This is a genomic window from Pseudonocardia phyllosphaerae (assembly GCF_046546475.1).
GTDB classification, from domain to species: Bacteria; Actinomycetota; Actinomycetes; order Mycobacteriales; family Pseudonocardiaceae; genus Pseudonocardia; species Pseudonocardia phyllosphaerae.
In genome coordinates, this window is sequence record NZ_JBKGXS010000011.1 from 155,402 (window position 1) to 178,050 (window position 22,649).

The window sequence follows — 22,649 nt, forward strand, 5'->3', positions numbered from 1 at the left end:
GCTGTCGGTGGGCCGTGGTCGAATCGGTGCATGACGACGTCCCGCACCCCCGCCGAGGCCGCAGGCCCGCGGCTGGTGCGCGCCGCGGAGCAGGCCGCGCCGGAGCGGGTGTGGACCGGTGCGGCGGCGCGGGTGCTCGCCCACGAGCGCGGCCCGCTGCGGGTGCTCGGCGGCCCCGGGACCGGAAAGACCAGCCTGCTGCTCGACGCCGTCGTCCGGCGGATCCGCGACGGAGCCGCGCCGGGGTCGGTGCTGGTGCTCGTCGGGAGCCGGCGCGCCGCCGAGGAACTGCGTGCCCGGCTGACCGCGCTGCTCACCGACGCCGGGCGCGGGCTCGCCGAGGACTTCGGCGTCCGCACCACCCGGGAACTGCTGGTCCGCACGGTGCACTCCTACGCGTTCGGCGTCCTGCGCCTCTACGCCGCGCACCACGACGACCCGCCGCCGCGGCTGCTCGCCTCGGCCGAGCAGGACGTCGTCGTCCGGGAGCTGCTGGCCGGGGAGATCGAGGACGCCTCCGTGCCCGGCTCCGGCTGGCCCGAGCAGCTCGACCCGGCGCTCGGGCTGCCCGGCTTCGCCGCCGAGCTGCGCGAGCTGCTGCTCCGAGCGGCCGAACGCGGCCTGGGCCCCGAGGAGCTCGACGAGCTGGGCCGCACCTACGACCGCGCCGAGTGGATCGCCGCCGCCCGCTTCTTCCGCACCTACGAACAGGTCACCCTGCTGCGCGGGGCCGCGGGCAGCAGCGCCCCGCAGGCGACCGCGCCCGCACTGGATTCCGCGGAGCTCGTCTCGGCCGCGCTCGACGTGCTCGCCGCCGACCCCGACCTGCGCGACCAGGAACGACACCGCGTGCGGCATCTGTTCGTCGACGACGCCCAGGACCTCGACCCGCAGCAGATGGAGCTCGTCGCGACCCTCGCCGAGGACGCCGACTCCACGGTGCTCGCCGGGGACCCGGACCAGGCCGTGCTGACGTTCCGCGGCGCCGACCCGCGCGGCCTCCAGTCGGTCGAGGCCCCGACCGAGGTGCTGACCGTCGACCACCGGCAGAGCGACGCCGTGCGGGCCGCCGGGCTGCGGCTCGCGCACCAGCTGCCCGGCGCGGGCGTGACGCGCGACCGGCACGGCCCCGGCGCGGCCACCCCGCACGGTGCCGAACCGGACCGCGCCGAACCGGACCGCGCCGAACCGGACGACGTCGCGTCCCCCGCGAGCACCACCGTCCCGCCCGACGCGAACCCGGGCACCGGCGATCCCGTCCAGGTGCGGGTGTTCGCGTCGCCGTCGCAGGAGGCCGCCTGGATCGCCGACCGGCTCCGCCGCGCCCACCTCGTCGACGGCGTCCCGTGGGCGGAGATGGCCGTGTTGTCCCGCTCCGCGCGCCGCACCCTGCCCGCGCTGCGCCGGGCGCTGGCCGCCGCCGGGGTCCCGCTGACCGCCCCGCCGGACGAGGTCCCGCTGCCGCGGCAGCCCGCCGTCGTCCCGCTGCTGCTGGTGCTGCGGGCGGCGTCGCGGCCGTCCTCGATCGACGCGGACCTGGCGACGGCGCTGCTCACCTCCCCGCTGGGCGGCGGCGACCCGATGCGGATGCGCCGCCTGCGCCGCGGCCTGCTGCGGATGCACGCCGCCGCCGGGCACGACGTCCGGACCTTCCCCGACACCGAGCCCCCGCCCGACGAGGTGCAGGACCCGGCCACCGCGAGCAGCGACCCGCTGCTGGTCGAGGTGCTGCGCGACGCCGTCGGCGGCCGCCCGGACCCGCTGACGCTGCTGTCGCCCGCCGAGTCCGCGCCGCTGCGCGACGTCGCCCGGCTGATCGCCGACGCGGCCCGCTCGATCGGCGAGGGCGACTCGGTGGAGGAGACGCTCTGGCGGATCTGGCGGCGCACCGGGCTGGCGAAACGGTGGAGCGAGGCGAGCGCCCGCGGCGGCCCGGGCGGTGCGGCCGCGGACCGGGACCTCGACGCCGTCCTCGCCCTGTTCGACGCCGCGGCCCGCTACACCGACCGGCTGCCCGGCGCCGACGTCGGCGGCTTCCTCGAGTACCTCACCGACCAGCAGCTGCCCGGCGACACGCTCGCCCCGCAGGCCCCGCGGGAGGGCGCGGTCGAGCTGCTGTCCGCGCACGCCGCGCGCGGCCGGGAGTGGCAGGTCGTCGCCGTCCCGGGTGTGCAGGAGGGGCTGTGGCCGGACCTGCGGCTGCGCGGCTCGCTGCTCGGGCACGAGCAGCTCGTCGACCTGGTCGCCGGCGTCGCCGCGCCTGGTGACGCGGTCTCGCGCACCGCGCCGCTGCTCGCCGAGGAACGCCGCCTGTTCTACGTCGCCTGCACCCGCGCCGAGCGGACGTTGCTGGTCAGCGCGGTGCAGGGGGAGGACGAACAGCCGTCCCGGTTCCTCGACGAGCTCGACCCGCGCCCCGCCGACGCCGCCGAGGCCCGCCCCGTGCACCGCCCCGAGCGGTCACTGGTCATGGCCGAGCTGGTCGGGGAGCTGCGCCGCGCCGTCACCGCCCCCGACCACGGCGACCCGGTGCTCGCCGACCGGCGGCGCCGCGCCGCGACCCAGCTCGCCCGGCTCGCCGCCGACGGAGTCCCCGGCGCGGGCCCCGACGACTGGTACGGCCTGCCCGAGGTCTCCGACCTCACCCCGCTGCGCGCCGACGGCGAGCTGGTGCCGATCTCCCCGTCCGACGTCGAGACGATCGCCGGCTGCCCGCTGCGCTGGGTGCTGACCCGCAACGGCGGCGACGAGACCGGCGCACTGTCCGCGGTCACCGGGACGCTGGTGCACGCACTGGTGCAGGCCCGCGCGGCCGGCGCCGACCCTGTCGAGCTGGAGGAGGCGTTGCGCTCGGCGTGGAAGCGGCTCGACGCGGGCGCGCCCTGGTTCGGGCGCCGTGAGCTGGAACGGGTGCGCGACATGCTCGCCGCGTTCGACGACTGGGTGCGCCGCAGCCGCGCCGAGGGGCTGCAGCTGGTCGAGGTCGAGCAGCCGATGCAGCTGGACCTGGAGGGCGAGCCGCCCCCGGACACCCCGCCCGACGACGACCCGGGCGCCGCCGCGGAGACCCTCGGCGACGCCACCGACGAGACCCCGGGCGAGCAGCCCGGCCGCCGGGTGCGGCTGCGCGGGCGCGTCGACCGGCTCGAACGCGACGCCGAGGGCCGCCCGGTCGTCGTCGACGTCAAGACCGGCAAGACCGCCACCACCACCCGCGCGACGGCCGAGCACCACCAGCTCGCCGTCTACCAGCTGGCTGCCGCCCTGGGCGCGTTCGACGACGTCGTCGGCGCCGGTGCCGAGCCCGGCGGTGCGCGCCTGCTGTTCCTGGCCGACCGGCGCGCGAACGGCGAGGCGAAGGAGCCGCAGCAGGACCCGCTGCGCCCGGAGGACATGGGGCACTGGCGCGACGTGCTCATGCAGTGCGCCGAGGACTCGGCGGGTGCGGCGTTCGTCGCCCGCGCGGGGCCGGACTGCGACCGCTGCCCGGTGCGGATCGCCTGCCCCGCCGTCGAGACCGGCCGGACCGTCGTGGACTGACTGATCGCCGTGGACCGACTAGCGGACCCTCGGCGGCCGGGGCGTCTGCTTCGCCGTCCGCGTCGCCGCGATCCGGTCGATCACCATCGCCGATCCCAGCCCGATCGCGACGGCGGCGCAGAACCCACCGATGGTGTCGGTCGCGTAGTGCGCGCCGAGGCTCACCATCCCGGCGCCGACCGCGCCCCCGGCGAGGAGCGCGATCGCGGCGACCATCGCCACCGCGGGTCCGGTGCGCGCCACCGGGATCAGCCCGACCAGCAGCAACGCCACGACCAGCCCGATCGACGACGCCCCGCCGGTGTGGCCGCTGGGGAACGCGTACCCGGCCTCACCGGCGCCGCCGCCGATCGTGCGGCCGATCAGTGGCTTGAGCACCGTCGTCGCGAGCCCTGTCAGCCCCGGGCCGACGACCGCGAGCAGGGCCAGCCGCCGCCGGCGCAGCAGCAGGGCGGCTCCGGCGAGCAGCGCCGCCCACAGCACCACCGACGGCGGTGACCCGAACGACGTCACCCGCATCAGCAGCGCCTTCCGCCCGCCGGTGACCGCGTCGACCGCGGAGTCGGCGCGGGCGTCGACCCGCCCGGCCCCGGCGTCACCGGCGTAGCGCCAGGCCAGCACGGCGAACACCAGCACCGCCACCGCGATGATCACCGGGGCGGGCCGGCGAAGCGGCCCGAGCAGGGAGGGCGGGGGTGGGGCGGGTCGCACGCGTCCCAGGCTAACCGCGTCGCGCGGACCGGCGGCCGGTCACGCGTTCACGATCCCGGTGTCGGCCACCGGGGAGCCGGTGGCGTCCACCACCGCGCGGGCGCGATCATTCCCGGTTCTACGATGGCGGTTCCGCGAACCTCGAAAGGCTGGACGTGCAGTGATCGACCTCAAGGCGGCCCGGCAGGACCCGGACACGTACCGCACGGCGCTCTCCCGCCGCGGCGCGTCCGCGGACTTCGACGCCCTGCTGGAGGTCGACACCCGCTGGCGGGAGCTGACCGACCGCGTCGGAGGCTTGCGCGCGGCGGCCAAGCAGCGGCCCAAGGGCAAGCCGACCCCGGAGCAGGTCGAGCAGTTCAAGAAGGAGAAGGAGGAGCTGCGCGGCGCCGAGGACGAGCTCGCCGCCGCCGACGCCGAGCGCACCGAGCTCCTCGCCCGCATCCCGAACCTGCCCGACCCCACCGCCGCCGACGGCGTCGCCGACGAGGACGCGATCACCGTCCGGACCTGGGGCGAGCCGCCGTCGTTCGACTTCGAGCCGAAGGACCACCTGGACCTGGGCTCGCCGACCGGCTGGGTCGACATGGCCCGCGGCGCGCGGATGGCCGGATCCCGGTTCGCCTACCGCTTCGGTGACGTGGCGATGCTCGAGATCGCGATGTTCCGCTACGTGATGGACACCCTGGTCGGCGAGGGCTTCATGCCGGTGCTCGGCCCGGTGCTGTCCAACGAGAAGACCATGTACGGCACCGGTTTCCTCCCCACCGAGGAGTCGAACCTCTACCAGCTGGAGAAGGACGGCCTGTACCTCACGGGCACCTCCGAGGTCGCGCTCGCCGGGATCCACACCGACGAGATCGTCGACGTCGCCGAGCTCCCGGCGAAGTACGTCGCGTTCTCCACGAACTTCCGCCGCGAGGCCGGGGCCGCGGGCAAGGACACCAAGGGCATGTTCCGGGTGCACCAGTTCGACAAGGTCGAGATGTTCGTCTACTGCCTGCCCGAGGACTCGAAGGACATGCACGAGCGGCTGCTCGCGCACGAGGAGTCGATCGTGCAGGCCCTCGGGCTGCCGTACCGGGTGCAGAACATCGCCGTCGGCGACCTCGGCAACCCGGCCGCGAAGAAGTACGACATCGAGGCCTGGTTCCCGGTGCAGGAGCGCTACCGGGAGATCACCTCCTGCTCCAACACCACCGACTACCAGGCACGACGCCTGAACATCCGGTTCCGCCGCGAGGCCGGCGCCCCGACCGAGAACGTCCACACCCTCAACGGCACCGGCGCCACCGCGCGCGCGATGCTCGCGGTGATGGAGAACTTCCAGGACGCGAACGGCACCGTCACCGTGCCCGAGGTGCTGCAGCGCCACGGCGCGCCCGCGACCGTGGGGGCGCCGCGCGCCTGAGCGCGGTCGCAGCACGGCTCAGCACGGCACGGCTCAGCACGGCACGGCTCAGCACGGCACGGCACAGCACGGCACGGCCCAGCACGGCACGGGGTGCCACATCCGGGAAGTGCCTCAGCAACTGAAACAGTTCCGGGCCGCGGCCCGGTTCTGGTCGCGTCCGGCGCCCGGGCCCGTCCGCGGCGCCGCCGACCTGCGCGCCCGGACGCCGGCACGAACGGGAAGAGTCCTGCGCCGTCCGTATCGGTGAACGGCCGGATCCGTGCAGTGACGACCACGACCGGGTGATCGGGACTCACTCCTCCCGGGACCTGCGGATACGGTGCGTGTGCCGACCACCGGCCTCCGGTGCGCAGGGACGCGGATCACCCCGGCGCAACCCCGCCGCGGACCGGACGTCGACCAACCGTGACGGGAGACGTGAAGACGATGCACGGCAAGCACCACCGGAGGCAGCGGGCCGCACGCGGCATCGGGATGACCTCCCTGGCGCTCACCGCCGTCGCCGCACTGTCCTGGACGCTGTTCGTCCCGCCCGGCACCGGCGGAACCGGCCGCGCTGCGGCGTCGGAGTCGGCCACGTCGGCGTTGCAGAACCAGGTCCGCCCCGAGGCGCCCGCACCCGCGGTGAAGTGGGTCCCGGCCGGCGGCGACGAGTTCGCCGGGAACCGCCTCGACCCGGCCCGCTGGAACGTCTACAACTCCGCAGGCGGCTTCGGCCACGGCCTGCGGCGCCCGTCCGCGGTCGGCGTCGGCGGCGGCCTGCTGACGATCACCGCGCAGCCCCGCGCGGAGAAGGTCGGCGTCTCCGGCGGCATCGCGATGAAGGCCCCCGGGCAGCTCTACGGCCGCTGGGAGTTCCGCGCCCGCACCGACGCCGGCAAGGGCTACAGCCCCGCCATCCTGCTCTGGCCGGACTCGGAGAAGTTCCCCGACGACGGCGAGGTGGACATGATGGAGATCCCCACCGCCGCCCGGACCGCGGCCCACGCCTTCGTGCACTACGGCAAGCGCAACGACCTCGTCCAGAGCGCGACGCGGGGCGACTTCACCCGCTTCCACGACTTCGCGCTCGAGTGGCTGCCGGACCGGATCACCTGGTACGTCGACGGCGTCAAGAAGTGGGAGGTCCGGGACAAGAAGGTGATCCCGACCAAGCCGATGCACCTGTGCATCCAGCTCGACCAGGGTCCCGCCCGGAACTGGATTCCCGCGCCGGACGCCTCCACCCCGGACAAGGTGCGGCTGCAGGTCGACCACGCCCGGATCTACAAGGCCGCCCGCTGACGCCTGCCCGTCCCGGGAGGGCGGCCTGCGCGGATTCCTGTCGGTGGGTGCCGGTAGAACGGTCCGCGTGACCACGACCCCGGCCGCCCCGCCCGGCGCACAGGTGGGCGAGCTCTCACCCGCCGAGCTGTCGGTCGCGCTCGGCCTGCACCCGCCGACCGAGGAACAGGCCGCGGTCATCGCCGCACCGCCCGGCCCCGCGCTCGTCGTCGCCGGGGCGGGGGCGGGCAAGACGGAGACGATGGCCGCCCGCGTCGTCTGGCTGGTCGCCACCGGGCGGGTGCTGCCCGAGCAGGTCCTCGGGCTCACCTTCACCCGCAAGGCCGCGCAGCAGCTCGGCACCCGTGTCCGGTCCCGGCTGCGGCGCCTCGCCGGCTCCCGCCTGCTCGACGACCTCGACCCCTCCGGGGCGCGGCGCGCGCACCTGCTCGCCGGCGAACCCACCGTGTCCACCTACCACGCCTACGCCGGGCGACTGGTCGGTGAGCACGCACTGCGGCTGCCGGCCGAACCGGCGAACCGGCTGCTCAGCCCCACCGCCACCTGGCAGCTCGCGCACCGTGTCGTCTCCACCTGGGCAGCGGACCTGGAGGTCGACCGGGTCCCGGCGACCGTCACCGAGTACCTGCTCGCGCTGGCCGGGGAGCTGGGGGAGCACCTCGTCGACCCGGAGCAGATCGAGGCGCTCACCGAGCGGATGCTTCCGGTGCTCGAGCACGCCCCGCCCGGGAAGCGCCAGCGCGCCGAGCCGTCGGCCGGGTACAAGGCCCGGGTCGCCGCGCAGCGGATGCGGCTGGAGCTGCTGCCGCTGATCGCCGAGTTCGGCCGCCGCAAGCAGGCCGAGCAGGCCATGGACTTCGCCGACCAGATGGCGCTCGCCGCCCGGATCGCCGAGGCCGACCCGGAGGTGGGGCGGATCGAGCGCGGCCAGTTCCACGCCGTCCTGCTCGACGAGTACCAGGACACCGGGCACGCCCAGCGCGTCCTGCTGCGAGCACTGTTCGGCACCCCGCCCGGGCTCGCGCCGGACCCGGCGACCGAGGACCACCGCTCGGTCGTCGCGGTCGGTGACCCCTGCCAGTCGATCTACGGCTGGCGCGGCGCGAGCGCAGGCAACCTCGCCCGGTTCCGCACCGACTTCCCGACCCCGCGCGGCGACCCCGCCCCGGTGCACGGCCTGCTGACGAGCTTCCGCAACCCCGCCGAGGTGCTCGTCCTGGCCAACCGGATCTCCGAGCCGCTGCGCACCGCACCGGGCACCGTCCGGGTCGGCGAGCTGCGGCCGCTGCCCACCGCCGGTCCCGGTGACGTGCGGGCCGCGCTGCTGCCCGACGTCGCCGCCGAGATCGACTGGGTCGCCGACGGTGTCGCGTCCCGCTGGCACGCCATCCACGACGACCGGGGCACGCCACCGACCGCGGCCGTGCTCGTCCGGCGCCGCGGGGACATGGACGCGCTGGCCTCCGCGCTGCGCGACCGGCAGGTCCCGGTCGAGGTCGTCGGCCTCGGCGGGCTGCTCTCGACCCCGGAGGTCCGCGACCTGGTCTCGGCGCTGCGCGTGGTGTCCGACCCGCTGGCCGGGCCGTCGGCGGTGCGGCTGCTGACCGGCCCGCGCTGGCGCCTGGGCATCGCCGACCTGGCCGCGTTGTGGAACCGGGCCCGCGAGCTGGTGCCGCCGCGGCCGTCGCGGGCCGGGCCGCTGACCGCCGCCGAGCTGGCCCTCGGCGCGCTGCCGGGGGAGGAGGCGCAGCAGGCCGGCCTGGTCGACGCGCTCGACGACCCGGGCGGCCCGGAGCGCTACTCCCCGGCCGGGTTCGACCGGATCCGCCGGCTCGGCCGCGAGCTCGCGCAGCTGCGGTCGCGGGCGTCGGCGCCGCTGACCGACCTGGTCGCCGACGTCGAACGCACCCTGCTGCTCGACGTCGAGACGGTGTCCCGCCCGAACGCCACCGGCCGCGCGCACCTCGACGCGTTCGCCGACGTCGTCGCCGAGTTCGCGAGCGGCGCCGAGGTCCCGTCGCTGCTGTCGCTGCTCGACTACCTCGACACCGCCGAGCGCGCCGAGAACGGCCTGGCCCAGCCCGAGGTCGACGTCTCCGGCGACGCCGTGCAGATCCTCACCGTGCACGCCGCCAAGGGCCTGGAGTGGGAGATCGTCGCCGTCCCGCACCTGGTCTCCCAGGTGTTCCCGGGCCGCAAGATGTCCGGGAGCTGGCTCAAGGACCCCTCCGAGCTGCCCGTCCCGCTGCGCGGCGACGCCGACGACCTGCCCGGACTCGACCTGCCGCCGGCCGGCGCGGACCGCAAGGCCGTCGAGACCGCCCTGGACGCGCACGACGCCGCGCTGGAGGACCGGCGGATGGCCGAGGAGCGGCGGCTGTTCTACGTCGCACTCACCCGCTCCGAGCACACCCTGCTCGTCTCCGGGCACCGCTGGCCCGCGACGGGCGAGAAGCCGAAGGAACCGAGCGTGTTCCTCACCGAGCTCGCCGAGATCCTCGAGGGCCCGGGCGGCTCCGAGATCGGGGTGTTGGAGCGCTGGGCGCCACCGCCGGAGCTCGACACCGGCAACCCGATCAGCGGGCAGGAACGGACGGCGTCCTGGCCACCGGAGCCGTTCGGCAGCCGCGCCGACGACGTCCGGGCCGGGGCCGCGCTGGTCCGTGCCGCGCTGCGGGAGCGCACCCGTCCGTCGTCACGGCGGCCGCGCCGCCCGCGTCGCGGCGACGCCGACCAGCTCACCCTGCTCGACGTCGCCCCGCCGGAACCGCCGCCCGAGCCGCCACCCGGGTCGCCGCTGGACCCCGGGGAGCCGCCGGAGCCCGACGCGGACCCGGAGGGCTGGGCCGCCGACGTCGACGTCCTGCTCGCCGAGCGGGCCGCGGCCGCGGCCCGCCCGACCGTCGCCCTGCCGGACCGGCTCTCGGTGAGCCGGCTGGTCGAGCTGGCCGACGACCCGGGCGGGCTGGCGTCCCGGCTGCGCCGCCCGGTCCCGGTCCCGCCGAACCCGCACGCCCGGCGCGGCACCGCGTTCCACGCCTGGCTGGAGCAGCGCTTCGGCGCCGAGCGCCTGCTCGACCTCGACGAGCTGCCCGGCGCCGCCGACGAGTCCGCCGGTGCGGCCGAGGCCGACGACCTCGCCGTGCTGCAGGAGGCGTTCCTGGCCTCGGAGTGGGCCGACCGGATGCCCGTCGACGTCGAGGTGTCGTTCGAGACGGTGCTGGCCGGGGTCGCGGTGCGCGGCCGGATGGACGCGGTGTTCGCCGACCCCGACGGCGGCTGGACCGTCGTGGACTGGAAGACCGGCGCGCTGCCCGAGGGCGACCGGGAGCAGGCCGTCGGGGTGCAGCTGGCCGCGTACCGGCTGGCGTGGGCGGCGCTGCAGGAGGTGCCGCCGGAGCGGGTGCGGGCGGCGTTCCACTACGTCCGCGACGGCGTCACCCTGCGCCCCGCGGACCTGCTCGACGCCGCCGGCCTGCACGAGCTCGTCGCCGGGGTACCGACCGGCTGACCTCCCGTCCGCGCGCGCCGCACCCCGCGCGCCGCCGTACCCCGCGAACCCCCGGGCGCGCCACGGTGCAGCGGACCCGGACATGCAGCGGACCCGGACATGCAGCGGGCCCGCGCCCCGGGAGGGGACGCGGGCCCGTGGACCTGCGACGGATCAGGTGTGGCTCAGTGGTCGAGCGCCTTCTCCACGCCGACGCCGGTCAGCGACCGGACCTCCATCTCGGCGAACTTGCTGTGGTCGTGGCCCTTCTGACCGACGTAGGTGCCGACGATGCCGAGCACGAACGACAGCGGGATGCTGACCAGGCCCGGGTTCTCCAGCGGGAACCAGGCGAAGTCCACCCCGCTGATGATCGAGGGCGTGGTCGCCGTCGGCGGCTTGCCGGACACCACCGGCGAGAAGACGATCAGGATGATCGTGCTCGCCAGGCCGCCGTAGATGCTCCACAGCGCGCCCGTGGTGTTGAACTTCCGCCAGAACAGCGAGTACAGGATCGTCGGCAGGTTCGCCGACGCCGCGACCGCGAAGGCCAGGGCCACCAGGAACGCGACGTTCTGGTTGCGGGCCAGGATGCCGCCGACGATCGCGATGACGCCGATGACGACCGCGGTCCGGCGCGCGACCTTGACCTGGGTGCCTGCCTCGTCCTGCACCTCACCCTTCTTGATCACGTTGATGTAGACGTCGTGCGCGAACGACGCCGACGCGGTGATCGTCAGGCCGGCGACGACGGCGAGGATCGTCGCGAACGCGACCGCGGCGATCACGCCCAGCAGGATCGGGCCGCCGAGCTCGAAGGCCAGCAGCGGCGCCGCGGAGTTGGCCTTGCCGGGCGCAGCCTTGATGGTCTCCGGACCGACCAGGGCGCCCGCGGCGTACCCGATGACCAGGGTGAGCAGGTAGAACAGGCCGATCAGCCAGATCGCCCACTCGACCGACTTCCGCGCCTGCTGCGCCGTCGGGACCGTGTAGAACCGCATCAGCACGTGCGGCAGGCCCGCGGTGCCGAGCACCAGCGCGATGCCGAGCGAGATGAAGTCGATCTTCGACGTGGTGCTCTTGCCGTACTGCTGGCCCGGCGCCAGCAGCGCCCTGCCGGTGTCCCCGGCCCGGTCGGCCGCCGCACCGAGCAGAGCGGAGAAGTTGAAGCCGAACAGCGCGAGCGCCCAGACCGTCATGACGACCGCGCCGATGATCAGCAGCACCGCCTTGATCATCTGGACCCAGGTGGTGCCGCGCATGCCGCCGACCAGCACGTAGACGATCATGACGACGCCGACGACCGCGATGACCAGACCCTGCGAGAAGCCGCCCTCGACGTTGAGCAGCAGCGACACCAGGCCGCCCGCACCCGCCATCTGGGCAAGCAGGTAGAAGAACGACACCGCCAGCGTCGAGACCGCGGCCGCTGCCCGCACCGGGCGCTGCTTCATCCGGAACGCCAGGACGTCGCCCATCGTGAACTTGCCGGTGTTGCGCAGCAGCTCCGCGACCAGCAGCAGAGCCACCAGCCAGGCGACGAGGAAGCCGATCGAGTAGAGGAAGCCGTCGTAGCCGTTGAGCGCGATGGCACCGGCGATGCCGAGGAACGACGCCGCGGACAGGTAGTCCCCGGAGATGGCGATCCCGTTCTGCACACCGGAGAAACCGCCGCCCGCGGTGTAGAAGTCGGCGGCGGTCTTCTTCGCGTTGCGGCTGTTGACATAGAGCACGATCGCCAGCGTCACCACGACGAACGCGACGAAGATGGAGATGTTCAGGACGGGGCTGGCCCCCGCCACCCCAGCGGCCAGGTTCACGAACGGCCTCCCTCGACCTCGTCGCGGATCTTGGACGACAGCGGGTCCAGCGTGTTGCCCGCGAACCGCACGTAGGCGACCGTGATCGCGAACGTGGTGACGAACTGCAGCAGGCCGAAGATCAGGCCCAGGTTGATGTTGCCCAGCACCGGCGTCGCCATCAGGCCGGGAGCGAAGCTCGCCAGCACGACGTAGAGCAGGTACCAGACCAGGAACGCCGCCGTGACGGGGAAGACGAACCCGCGCAGCAGCTTGCGCAGCCGCTGGAAGTCGGCACCGGACTGCACGGCGCCCCAGTCGGTCTCACCGGCGGCGACCGCCGGAGTTCCCGCACCCTGGGTGCCCGGCGGCACTGCGCCCGGCGTGCCTGCCGGCACTGCGCCCGCGGCGCCTGCGGGGATCTGCTCCCCGCCGTCGTCGGACTCGGTCGTGCTCACGTTCGGCCTCCTCGCATGTCCGTGCGCGACTCGGTGTTACGTCGCGACCCGGGTCATACAGCAAAGAGGTTTCGCAAGGGAAGCGGAAGCCTACGCATGGTCACGATTCGGACATGAAACGACGGACTTCTCACCACGACGCCGTAACGCCCGCTGCAGCCGGTAGTCATCGCGGGGCGCTAACCTGCGCGGCGTGATCGGCACCCGACGTCTCGCACACCTCGACCCGAACGTCGAGGGCATGCTGAGGATGCCCGAGGCCCCGCCCAGTCCCGTCCGCTCGCTGGCGATCCGCCTGGCGATCGCGACGTTCGCGCTCCTGGCGACGACGATGATCGTCTACTTCGGCCGGGACGGTTACCTCGACAACAACGCGCCGGGGCCGATCTCACTGCTCAGTGCCCTCTACTACGCCACGGTGTCACTGTCGACGACCGGCTACGGCGACATCGTCCCGGTGAGCCCGCTCGCCCGGGGGATCAACACCCTGGTGGTCACGCCACTGCGGGTCCTCTTCCTCATCGTCCTCGTCGGTACGACCGTGGAGCTGCTCACCGAGCGCTCGCGGCAGTCGTACCGGGTCCAGCGCTGGAGGTCGCGCGTGCGTGATCACACCGTCGTCGTCGGTTACGGAACGAAGGGACGGGCCGCGGTCGAGACACTGCTCGGCGACGGCGTCGAGCCCGAGAAGATCGTCGTCGTCGACACCGACCGGTCCCGGCTCGACGTCGCGTCCGGGCTCGGGCTGGTCACGGTGTCGGGCAACGCGACCCGGTCGGCCGTGCTGCGCATCGCCGGCGTGCAGCTGGCGACCACGCTGGTCGTCTCCCTCGACCGCGACGACACCGCCGTGCTGGTCACCCTGACCGCTCGCGAGCTGTCGAAGTCGATCTCGATCGTCTCGGCGGTGCGGGAGTCGGAGAACGTGCACCTGCTCCGCCAGTCCGGCGCCAGCTCGGTGATCGTCTCCGACGAGACGGCGGGCCGGCTGCTCGGTGTCGCGACGCGGTCGCCTGCCGTCGTCGAGGTGGTGGAGGACCTGCTCACCCCGGACGCCGGGTTCTCCATCACCCAGCGCCAGGTCGAGCCGGCCGAGGTCGGCGGGTCGCCGCGGCACCTGCCCGACATCGTGCTCGGCGTCGTCCGCGGGGACCAGCTCTTCCGGGTCGACTCCCCGCAGGTCGACGCGCTCGAGCGCGGCGACCAGCTGCTCTACGTGCGCAAGTCCCCGCCGGACGAGAAGCACAGCCACCATGCGGAGAAGGCCGCCCAGCGGGCCGCGGCGCAGCGCGAGGAATGACGCTCTTGACCTGAAGTCGACTTCAGGTCCGAAGGTGGCGGTCATGACGACCACCGCCACGGACCCGGGGCTCGATCCCCGGGGCGCCGAGATCGCCGGGTACCTGACCCGGATGACCGGCGACGAGAAGCACGAGCCGGCCGCCACCTCCACCCTCGACGTCGTCCGGGTGCTCTACGAGCGGGTGCTGCGCGTCGACCCGGCCGCGCCCGACGACCCCGCCCGCGACCGGTTCCTGGTGTCCAAGGGGCACGGTCCGATGGCGCTCTACGCGGTGCTGGCCGCGTCCGGGGTCCTCGACCCGGCGGCGCTGGACCGGATGGGGGAGTTCGACTCGAACCTGGGCTTCCATCCGGACCGCACCCTGCTGGCCGGGGTGGAGATCTCCTCCGGTTCGCTCGGGCACGGGCTGGGGCTCGCCGTCGGGACCGCGCTGGGGCTGCGGCTGCTGGGCCGCGACGCCCGCACCGTCGTGCTGCTCGGCGACGCCGAGCTCGACGAGGGCTCCAACGCCGAGCCGATCCAGTACGCCGCCCGCGCCGGGCTGGACCGCCTCACCGCCGTCGTGATCGACAACTCCTCGGCCACGCACGGCTGGCCCGGCGGGATCGGTGCCCGGTTCGCCGTCGAGGGCTGGGCGGCGGCCGAGGTCGACGGCCGCGACCACGACGCGCTGGAACGTGCACTGACCGCCGACCCGGGCGGACGACCCTCGGTGGTCGTCGCCCGCGTCGAGCCGAAGAGGAGCCACTGATGACCACGACGACCGCGCGCTCTGCTCTGCTCACCGATACGCATCAGGGGCCGGTGAGCACCGGCCCTGCTCTGCTCACCCATACGCAACACCCCACCGACCGGACCACCGGCCGCCCCACGGACAGGCCCACCGACCAGCGGGAACGCTTCTACGGCCTGGTCCCCGAGCTCGTCGCCGCCGACCCGCGGGTGGTCGCGCTGCTCGCCGACATCGGCGCCGGCTACACCGCGATACCCGACGCCGTCGCCGACCGGGTGATCAACGTCGGGATCCGGGAGCAGCTGCTCGTCTCCGCCGCGGGCGGGCTCGCGCTGACCGGGATGCGCCCGCTGGTGCACACGTTCGCGCCGTTCCTCGTCGAGCGGCCCTACGAGCAGCTCAAGCTCGACCTCGGCCACCAGGGCACCGGCGCGGTGCTCGTCGCCGCGGGCGGGTCCTACGACATGCCGACCGCGGGCGAGACGCACTTCGGCTCCCGGGACGTCCCGCTGCTCGACACCCTCGACGGCTGGACGGTGCACGTCCCCGGGCACGCCGACGAGGCCGAGGACCTGATCCGCACCGCCCTGCCCGGCGACGACCGGGTCTACGTCCGGCTGTCCGGGCGGTCCAACGCCGGCGCCCATCCGGTCGGCGACCGGATGACGGTGCTGCGGCGGGGGAGCGGCGGCACGGTCGTCGCCGTCGGGCCGATGCTCGACCGCACCCTCGACGCCGTGCGCGACCTCGACGTGACCGTGCTCTACGCATCCACGGTCCGCCCGTTCGATGCGGTGACCCTGCGTGCCACGCTCGCCGAGCCGGACGTCGTGCTGGTCGAGCCGTATCTGGCCGGGACGTCGTCGCACCTGGTCGCCGAGGCGCTGGCCGACCTGCGCCACCGGGTGCTCGGGCTCGGCGTCGGGCGGGTGGAGCTGCGCCGCTACGGCACCGCCGCCGACCACGACACGGCGCACGGCCTGGACGCGGCGGGGATCCGGCGCTCGGTGGAGGCGTTCCTCGTAGGGTGACACGGGTGCGCCTGGTGACCTGGAACGTGAACTCGGCGAAGTCCCGGCAGCCCCGGCTGCTGGCGTGGCTGGACGAGCGGGAACCCGACGTCGTCTGCCTGCAGGAGACCAAGCTCTCCGACGACGACTTCGCCGCGACCTTCGACGAGCCGCTCGCCGAACGCGGCTACGCCGTCGCCCACCACGGGCAGGGCCGCTGGAACGGGGTCGCGGTCCTGTCCAGGGTCGGGCTCGACGACGTCGTCCGGGGCCTGCCCGACGAGCCGGTCTTCACCGACGGCGGCCTCGAGGTCCCCGACGCCCGCGCGGTCACCGCGACCTGCGGCGGGCTGCGGGTCACCTCGGTGTACGTGCCGAACGGGCGCGAGCCGTCGGACCCGCACTACGCCTACAAGCTGCGCTGGCTGGCGGCGCTGCGCGAGCTGGTCGCCGCCGAGGACCCGGCCTCGGCCGTCGTCGCGGGGGACATGAACATCGCCCCCACCGACGACGACGTGTGGGACCGCCCGGCCTTCGACGGCGCCACCCACGTCACCCCCGACGAGCGGAAGGCACTCGCCGCACTCGTCGACACCGGGCTGCACGACGTCACCCGCGACCGCTGGCCCGACGAGCGTGTCTTCACCTACTGGGACTACCGGGCGGGCCGCTTCCACCAGGACCAGGGCATGCGGATCGACCTGGTGCTGGCCGGGTCCGGCCCGGCCGGGCGGCGGGCCGCGGTGTGGGTGGACCGCAAGGCGCGCAAGGGCAAGGGGCCCAGCGACCACGCGCCGCTGATCCTCGACCTCGACGACGCCCCGGACGGCGACGTGGGACCGGTCGTCCCGCCGCCGTCGTCGCCCGCGCCGATGAAGCGGGCGAAATGAGCCGCGTGACGGCCGGTGCGGCCGGTGGTGCCGCGCTGGCGGGAGCGCTCGTCCTCGCTCTCGCCGGCTGCGGCGCCGAGCCCGCCACTCCGGCCGCGTTCACCCCGCCACCGCCTCCGCCGGCCGCGGCGCCGCCCGCGGCACCCGGCGACCCGGCGGGCCCGGCGCCCGGGGCCGCGAACCCGGGGGACGTGAACCCGGGCGCTGCGAGTCCCGGGGCCGCGAGCCCGGACGCCCCGGCACCCGGTGCCCGTGCCGGTGGTACGGCCGGGACGGCGCCGGTGACCGACCCCCGCCAGGCCCTCGGCGACGCCCACCAGGACGCGCTCGCGCTCGTCGCGCTCGGCGGACTCACCGACGGCGCAGGCCCGCAGGTCCGCGAGCTGGCCCCGGCGCTGCAGAAGCAGGGCCGCGAGCTCGACGCGCAGATCCGCCGCCTGGCCACCCGCGCCGGGGTCGCGCTGCCCGACGACCTGAGCTCCCGCACCCAGTCACAGCTCGAGGAGCTGCAGTCCGCGACCGGGTCCGAACGCGACCGTGGCTGGCTGGCCGCGGCCCGCGACCGGGTGCACGCCCTCGACGACCGGGCCGCGTCGGTGCGGACGACACCGGGCGTGCCGCCGGCGGTGATCGCCCAGCTCAGCGGGGACATCGAGCGGCTGCACCAGCTGGGGACCCGCATCGACGGCGCCGCCGCGGCCCCGCCTGCGGGCGGGGGCGGCTGACCCCGCGGCGCCGCCCGGAGGACCCGGGGCGGCCCGGCTGGTCCCCCCACGCGGACAGTGGGTCGGGGGCCAGCCCTTACCCTGACCTGTTGTGAGCACCTCCACCGGAACGCCGGCCGTGACCGAGCCCGCGCAGCAGGGAACCGAGTCCCCGGAGTACGCGGCCGTCCGTGAGGCGGCGCAGCGCGCCCGGGCGGCGGCGCCGGCGGTCCGGGCCGCGGGTGACGGTGCGATCGACGACGCCCTGCGTGCGGCCGCCGCGCGGATCCGCAACGGTGCCCACGAGCTGCTCGACGCCAACGCCGCCGACGTCGCCGCGGCCGAGGCCGCCGGGATGGCGCCCGGCCTGCTCGACCGGCTGCGGATCACCGAGGAGCGCCTCGCCGACATCGCCAGCCAGCTCGAGGTGCTCGCGGCGACACCGGAGCCGGCCACCGAGTGGCCGGTGCGCACCCTGGAGACCGGCGAGCGGGTGTTCGAGCGGCGGGTGCCGGTCGGCGTCATCGGCGCGGTGTTCGAGGCCCGCCCCAACGTGACCGTCGACGTCGCCTCCCAGGTGCTCAAGGCGCGCAGCGCCGCCGTGCTGCGCACCGGGTCCGCGGCGCTGGGCAGCGCGACCGCGCTGGTCGAGCTGGTGCTGCGGCCCGCGCTGATCGAGGCCGGGCTGCCCGCCGAGGCCGTCCAGCTCGTCCCGCTGCCCGGGCACGACGGCGCCGAGGCACTGGTCGGGATGCCCGACCTGGTGCCGCTGGTCGTCGTCCGCGGCTCCGGTGAGGTCACCCGGCGGCTGTCGGTGCTCGGCGCGACCGCGGGCACCCGCGTCCTCGCCCACGCCGACGGCGGCGGCGTGCTCTACCTGGACTCCTCCGCCGACCCGGCCGAGGTCACCCGGCTGGTCAGCGACTCCACCGACCGGCTCGGCGTCTGCAACCGGCTCAACCTGCTGCTCGTCGACCGCCCGGCCTACGACCGGCTGCTCCCGATCGCGCGCGCCGCCCTCGACGAGCGCGGCATCACGCTGTCCGAGCCGCCGCACGCGCACCCGCTCGGCCACGAGTGGGCGCTGGACTCCGGCGCCGAGGCCCACGTGACCGTGACCGCCGTCGACGGGCCGCTGGACGCCGCGGACACCGCCACCCGCGAGACCTCCGGGCTCGCCGCGACCATCTGCGCCGCCGACGGCGACGCCGCGGACGCGTTCATCGACCGCTACACCGGCACCGGCGTGTTCTGGAACGCCACCTCCCGGCTGCTCGACGGCTACAAGCTGCTCGGCCTGCCCGAGACCGGCATCAACGTCGACCACACCCCGGGACCGCGCGGCCCGGTCACCTACCGCGACCTCGGACTGCGCCAGTTCGTGGTGCTGCCCCCGGCCTGACCGGCACGCCCGGCGGCGACGGGTGAGCGCCCGTCCGGCCGGGCAGGTCGTCGGGGGTGCGGGATAGCCTCGCCGATGTGTCCGTGATCGCCGACAGAGCCGACGTCCCCGCCCTCGAGCTGCACCGCGCCACGCTCCCGAACGGGCTGCGTGTGCTCGTCGTTCCCGACCCGGCCACCCCGGTCGTCGGGGTGTCCGTGCACGTCGACGTGGGGTTCCGGTCCGAGCCCGAGGGCCGCACCGGGTTCGCCCACCTGTTCGAGCACCTGATGTTCCAGGGCAGCGAGAGCCTGGAGAAACTGGAGCACTTCCGCCAGGTGCAGGCCGCCGGCGGGATCTTCAACGGCTCCACCCACCAGGACTACACCGACTACTTCCAGGTGCTGCCGGGCGCGGCGCTGGAGCGGGCCCTGTTCCTGGAGGCCGACCGGCTCCGCGCGCCGAGGCTGACGGTGGAGAACCTGCGCAACCAGGTGGACGTCGTGAAGGAGGAGATCCGGCTCAACGTCCACAACCGCCCCTACGGCGGCTTCCCGTGGATCCTGCTCCCGCCGGTCCTCTACGACACCTTCCCCAACGCGCACAACGGCTACGGCGACTTCTCCGAGCTGGAGCGGGCCACCGTGGACGACGCGGCGGCGTTCTTCGACACCTTCTACGCCCCGGGCAACACCCTGGTCACCGTGCACGGCGACCTCGGTGAGCACGGCGTCGACGGCACGCTCGCGCTCGTCGAGAAGCACTTCGGGGACATCCCCGCCCGCCCGGTGCCGCAGCGGCCCTCGTTCGCCGAGCCGGTGCCGCGCTCCGAGCGCCGCCAGGTCGTCGCCGACCCGCACGCCCCGCTGCCCGCGCTCGCCGCCGGCTACCGGGTACCGGACCCGTCGACCGAGCCGGACGCCTACCTCGCGCACGCGATGCTGGCCTCGGTGCTCACCGACGGCGAGGCCGCCCGGCTGCAGCGCCGCCTGGTGCACGGCGACGGGCTGGTCACCGACGTCTCGGCGTCCAACGGGCTGATGGGAGGCCCGTTCGACGCCCGCGACCCGGACACGTTCACGATCACCGCCGTGCACCCGGCGGAGGTGTCGCCGGACCGCATCCTCACCGCCGTCGACGACGAGCTGGACCGGCTCGCCGCCGAGGGGCCCGGTACCGAGGAGCTGGCGCGCCAGTCCGCCCGCTGGGCGTCCGCGCTGCACCGTGAGGACGACCGCGTGATGTACCGGATGCTCGGCCTCGGCTCCCGGGAGCTGCTCTACGGCCGCGCGGAACTGACCCTGGAGCTGCCGGACCGGCTCGCCGCGCTGACCGGCGACGACGTCGCCGCGGCCGCCGCCCGGCTGCGCGAGGCCGGCCGCGCGGTGCTGCTGGTCGAGCCCGCCGCCGAGGACACCGGTCCCGGCACCCCGGACACCGTCGAGAACGGGACCGACACCGAGGAGGGGGCCGCGTGACCGCCGCCCGCACGCACCGCACCGCCGAGGAGATCGGCCGCACCGAGCGCGGGCCGCGCGAGCTGCCGCCGCTGGGCCGCACGAAGCAGGTCCCGCTGCCCGACGTCATCACCGGGACGCTGCCGAACGGGCTGAAGGTCCTCGCCGCTCATCGCCCCGGCGTCCCGATGGTGGAGGCGCTGCTGCGCATCCCGGCCGCATCGCCGTCGCCGGTCGCCGATCCGGAGTGGACGGCAGGCACCGAGGTGCTCGCCGAGACCCTGCTGGCCGGGACCGCATCCCGCGACCGCGTCGGCATCGACGACGACCTGGCCGCCGTCGGCGCCGAGCTCGGCGTCGGCGTCGACCCGGAGTGGCTGCAGGTCGGCGGCTCCGCGCTCGCCTCGGGGCTGCCGGAGCTGCTCGACGTGCTCGGCGACGTCCTCACCGGTGCCACCCACCCCGACGACGAGGTGGCCCGCGAGCGGGACCGGCTCGTCGAGCGGATCGCCGTCGCCCGCGCCCAGCCGCGCACCGTGGCCCGCGAGGCGCTGCAGCGGCTGCGGTTCGGCGACCACCCGATCGTCTCGGAGATGCCCACCGCCGAGGCCGTCGAGGCCGTGACCGCGGAGCGGGTACGCGCGCTGCACGCCGACGTCGTCGTGCCCGAGGGCGCGACGCTGGTGCTGGTCGGCGACATCGACCCGGACGCGGCCATCGCCGCCGTCGGCGAGCACCTCGGCGGCTGGACCGGCGACCACCCCGCGCGCAGGCTGTCCGCGCCGCCGATGCCCGCCCCCGGCGACGTCCGGCTGGTCCACCGGCCCGGCTCGGTGCAGTCCCAGCTGCGGCTCACCGCGCCCGGCGTCGACCGCAGCGACCCGCGGCACCCGGCGTTCCAGCTGGCCAACCTGGTGTTCGGCGGCTACTTCTCGTCGCGCTGGATGGAGAACATCCGCGAGGACAAGGGCTACACCTACGGCGCGCACTCCGGGCAGGAGATCGTGCCCGGCGGAGCAGTGCTGAGCCTGGACGCCGACGTGGCCGGGGACGTCACCGCGGCCGCGCTGCTGGAGACCCGCTACGAGCTGGGCCGGATGATCGCCGTCCCGCCGACCGAGCAGGAGGTCGCCGCCGCCCGGCAGTACGCGATCGGCTCGCTGCTGATCTCCCTGGACTCGCAGTCGTCGCTGGCCGGGACGCTGTCCTCGCTCGACGCCGCCGGTCTCGACGTCGAGTGGCTGCGTGAGCGCCCGGCCCGGCTGGAGGCGGTGACCACCGAGGAGGTCGCCGCGGCGGCCGCGGAGTTCTTCGCGCCGTCGCGGATCACCGGGGTCGTCGTCGGCGACGCCGAGCAGGTCGGGCCGCGGCTGACCGCGCTCGGTGGCGTCACCGTCGAGGAGCAGGCGTGAGCGACTTCGCGCTGACCGAGGCACCGGTCCTGTCGCGCAACGCGCTGTCCCGCGACGAGAACCTGCGCCGGGACCCGGGCTTCGTCGCCCGGACCTGGCCGCAGGCGCGGGTGGTCGTCGTCGACGACGCCGGGCGTACCCCGGTGGACTGGACCGTCGCACCCGGCCGCGCGTTCCGCGAGACCGACGCGGCGGCCTGGGACGCCGCGGCGGGACGTGGCGGCACCGTCCGCACCCGCTCCGGCGCCGAGGTCGCTCCGGAGCCGCCCGCCGAGGCCGTCCTGCTCGGCGAGTCCGGCGGCGTCCCGTACTGGGCGGTGCGCGGGGCCGCGTCGCGCACCGCCGACGGCGACGTGTTCACCGACGACCAGGGCGACTGGGCGGACCTGCGCGCGGCGGGCGCGTTCCTCGACGAGCTCGGCGCCGGGCTGCTCACCGGCGCCGTCGCCACCCTGAACTGGCACGACCGCGCCCGGTTCTGCGCGGTCGACGGCACCCGCACCCGGGCGCACGACGCCGGTTGGGCGCGGGTCTGCGAGAACGGGCACGAGGAGTACCCGCGCACCGATCCGGCGATCATCTGCCTGGTGCACGACGGTGCCGACCGCGTCCTGCTCGCCCGCCAGCCGGTGTGGCCGGTGGGCCGGTACTCGGTGCTGGCCGGGTTCGTCGAGTCCGGCGAGTCGCTGGAGGCCTGCGTGCACCGCGAGATCGCCGAGGAGGTCGGGATCGGCGTCACCGACGTCCGCTACCTGGGCAGCCAGGCCTGGCCGTTCCCGCGGTCGCTGATGGTCGGCTTCCACGCCGTCGGGGACCCGGAGCTGCCGCTGCGCCCGCAGGAGGGGGAGATCGCCGACGCGCTGTGGATCACCCGCGACGAGCTGCGTACGGCGCTGGCCCGCGGCGACTGGGGCAGCGACGAGCCCGCCGACGGCGCCACCGTCGTCATGCTGCCGGGGAAGGTCTCGATCGCCCGCACGATGCTGGAGTCCTGGGCCGCGGCCGGCTGATCCCGGCCCGGCAGAGCGACCGGCACAGCGGCGGCCCGGACGGAGAATCCGTC

The 22,649-nt window shown here is 75.1% G+C and carries 16 protein-coding genes; 13 read left to right on the plus strand and 3 right to left on the minus strand.

What is annotated here, in order from left to right; translation table 11 throughout:
• The first annotated feature begins 30 nt into the window (after positions 1-30).
• A complete protein-coding gene (locus tag ACLE50_RS20615; RefSeq protein ID WP_410945243.1) occupies positions 31-3,540 on the plus strand; it encodes an ATP-dependent helicase in 3,510 nt (1,169 codons plus the stop codon).
• Between the two features lie 18 nt (positions 3,541-3,558).
• Here the strand turns inward: ACLE50_RS20615 and ACLE50_RS20620 are convergent, their stop codons facing one another.
• Positions 3,559-4,251 (minus strand): phosphatase PAP2 family protein, encoded by a 693-nt coding sequence (locus ACLE50_RS20620; protein ID WP_410945244.1) that lies wholly within the window; start codon positions 4,249-4,251, stop codon positions 3,559-3,561.
• Between the two features lie 160 nt (positions 4,252-4,411).
• On the opposite strand from ACLE50_RS20620, the gene serS reads away from it, so the two are divergent.
• The 3 genes from serS to ACLE50_RS20635 all read left to right on the plus strand — a co-directional run bounded on the left by serS (position 4,412) and on the right by ACLE50_RS20635 (position 10,460).
• Complete coding sequence (gene serS, locus ACLE50_RS20625; RefSeq protein ID WP_410945245.1) at positions 4,412-5,662, plus strand: serine--tRNA ligase; 1,251 nt, start codon at positions 4,412-4,414, stop codon at positions 5,660-5,662.
• A gap of 429 nt (positions 5,663-6,091) precedes the next feature.
• Positions 6,092-6,949 carry a glycoside hydrolase family 16 protein gene (locus ACLE50_RS20630; RefSeq protein WP_410945267.1) on the plus strand — a complete coding sequence of 286 codons (858 nt, stop codon included), beginning with the start codon at positions 6,092-6,094 and terminating at the stop codon, positions 6,947-6,949.
• A 67-nt stretch (positions 6,950-7,016) separates the two neighbouring features.
• Positions 7,017-10,460 carry an ATP-dependent helicase gene (locus ACLE50_RS20635; protein ID WP_410945246.1) on the plus strand — a complete coding sequence of 1,148 codons (3,444 nt, stop codon included), beginning with the start codon at positions 7,017-7,019 and terminating at the stop codon, positions 10,458-10,460.
• 164 nt (positions 10,461-10,624) lie between these two features.
• Here ACLE50_RS20635 and ACLE50_RS20640 read toward each other — a convergent pair whose 3' ends face one another.
• Positions 10,625-12,259, minus strand: a complete 1,635-nt coding sequence (locus tag ACLE50_RS20640; protein ID WP_410945247.1) for a solute symporter family protein — start codon at positions 12,257-12,259, stop codon at positions 10,625-10,627.
• Entirely contained in the window at positions 12,256-12,546 is a 291-nt protein-coding gene (locus ACLE50_RS20645) for a DUF485 domain-containing protein (protein ID WP_410945268.1), read from the minus strand. Before ACLE50_RS20645 ends, ACLE50_RS20640 begins: the two co-directional genes overlap by 4 nt.
• A 391-nt stretch (positions 12,547-12,937) precedes the next feature.
• Between ACLE50_RS20645 and ACLE50_RS20650 the strand changes: the two genes are divergently transcribed.
• The 9 genes from ACLE50_RS20650 to nudC all read left to right on the plus strand — a co-directional run bounded on the left by ACLE50_RS20650 (position 12,938) and on the right by nudC (position 22,596).
• Positions 12,938-13,996, plus strand: coding sequence for a potassium channel family protein (locus ACLE50_RS20650; RefSeq protein WP_410945269.1), 1,059 nt, complete (start codon positions 12,938-12,940; stop codon positions 13,994-13,996).
• Positions 13,997-14,039: 43 nt separating this feature from the next.
• Positions 14,040-14,750, plus strand: a complete 711-nt coding sequence (locus tag ACLE50_RS20655; protein ID WP_410945248.1) for a transketolase — start codon at positions 14,040-14,042, stop codon at positions 14,748-14,750.
• Entirely contained in the window at positions 14,750-15,763 is a 1,014-nt protein-coding gene (locus ACLE50_RS20660; RefSeq protein ID WP_410945249.1) for a transketolase family protein, read from the plus strand. The genes ACLE50_RS20655 and ACLE50_RS20660 overlap by 1 nt, the downstream gene beginning before the upstream one ends.
• Before the next feature lie 5 nt (positions 15,764-15,768).
• Positions 15,769-16,632: an exodeoxyribonuclease III gene (locus ACLE50_RS20665; protein ID WP_410945250.1), complete on the plus strand. Its 864-nt coding sequence runs from the start codon at positions 15,769-15,771 to the stop codon at positions 16,630-16,632.
• The gene (locus tag ACLE50_RS20670; RefSeq protein WP_410945251.1) at positions 16,629-17,357 is read left to right on the plus strand and encodes a DUF4142 domain-containing protein; all 729 of its coding nucleotides are present in this window, start codon (positions 16,629-16,631) and stop codon (positions 17,355-17,357) included. Before ACLE50_RS20665 ends, ACLE50_RS20670 begins: the two co-directional genes overlap by 4 nt.
• A 118-nt stretch (positions 17,358-17,475) precedes the next feature.
• Positions 17,476-18,738 carry an aldehyde dehydrogenase family protein gene (locus tag ACLE50_RS20675; RefSeq protein WP_410945270.1) on the plus strand — a complete coding sequence of 421 codons (1,263 nt, stop codon included), beginning with the start codon at positions 17,476-17,478 and terminating at the stop codon, positions 18,736-18,738.
• 77 nt (positions 18,739-18,815) lie between these two features.
• Positions 18,816-20,195 (plus strand): M16 family metallopeptidase, encoded by a 1,380-nt coding sequence (locus ACLE50_RS20680; RefSeq protein WP_410945252.1) that lies wholly within the window; start codon positions 18,816-18,818, stop codon positions 20,193-20,195.
• Complete coding sequence (locus ACLE50_RS20685) at positions 20,192-21,586, plus strand: M16 family metallopeptidase (RefSeq protein ID WP_410945253.1); 1,395 nt, start codon at positions 20,192-20,194, stop codon at positions 21,584-21,586. The genes ACLE50_RS20680 and ACLE50_RS20685 overlap by 4 nt, the downstream gene beginning before the upstream one ends.
• On the plus strand, positions 21,583-22,596 hold the full coding sequence (gene nudC, locus ACLE50_RS20690; RefSeq protein WP_410945254.1) for an NAD(+) diphosphatase: 1,014 nt from the start codon (positions 21,583-21,585) through the stop codon (positions 22,594-22,596). Before ACLE50_RS20685 ends, nudC begins: the two co-directional genes overlap by 4 nt.
• The last annotated feature ends 53 nt before the right edge of the window (positions 22,597-22,649 follow it).

Excerpts from the sequence above, each read along its gene's own strand:
- ACLE50_RS20650 (WP_410945269.1), top strand. The coding sequence starts at position 12,938 with ATGCTGAGGATGCCCGAGGCCCCGCCCAGTCCCGTCCGCTCGCTGGCG.
- ACLE50_RS20660 (WP_410945249.1), top strand. The coding sequence starts at position 14,750 with ATGACCACGACGACCGCGCGCTCTGCTCTGCTCACCGATACGCATCAG.
- ACLE50_RS20655 (WP_410945248.1), top strand. The coding sequence starts at position 14,040 with ATGACGACCACCGCCACGGACCCGGGGCTCGATCCCCGGGGCGCCGAG.
- ACLE50_RS20670 (WP_410945251.1), top strand. The coding sequence starts at position 16,629 with ATGAGCCGCGTGACGGCCGGTGCGGCCGGTGGTGCCGCGCTGGCGGGA.
- ACLE50_RS20615 (WP_410945243.1), top strand. The coding sequence starts at position 31 with ATGACGACGTCCCGCACCCCCGCCGAGGCCGCAGGCCCGCGGCTGGTG.
- ACLE50_RS20630 (WP_410945267.1), top strand. The coding sequence starts at position 6,092 with ATGCACGGCAAGCACCACCGGAGGCAGCGGGCCGCACGCGGCATCGGG.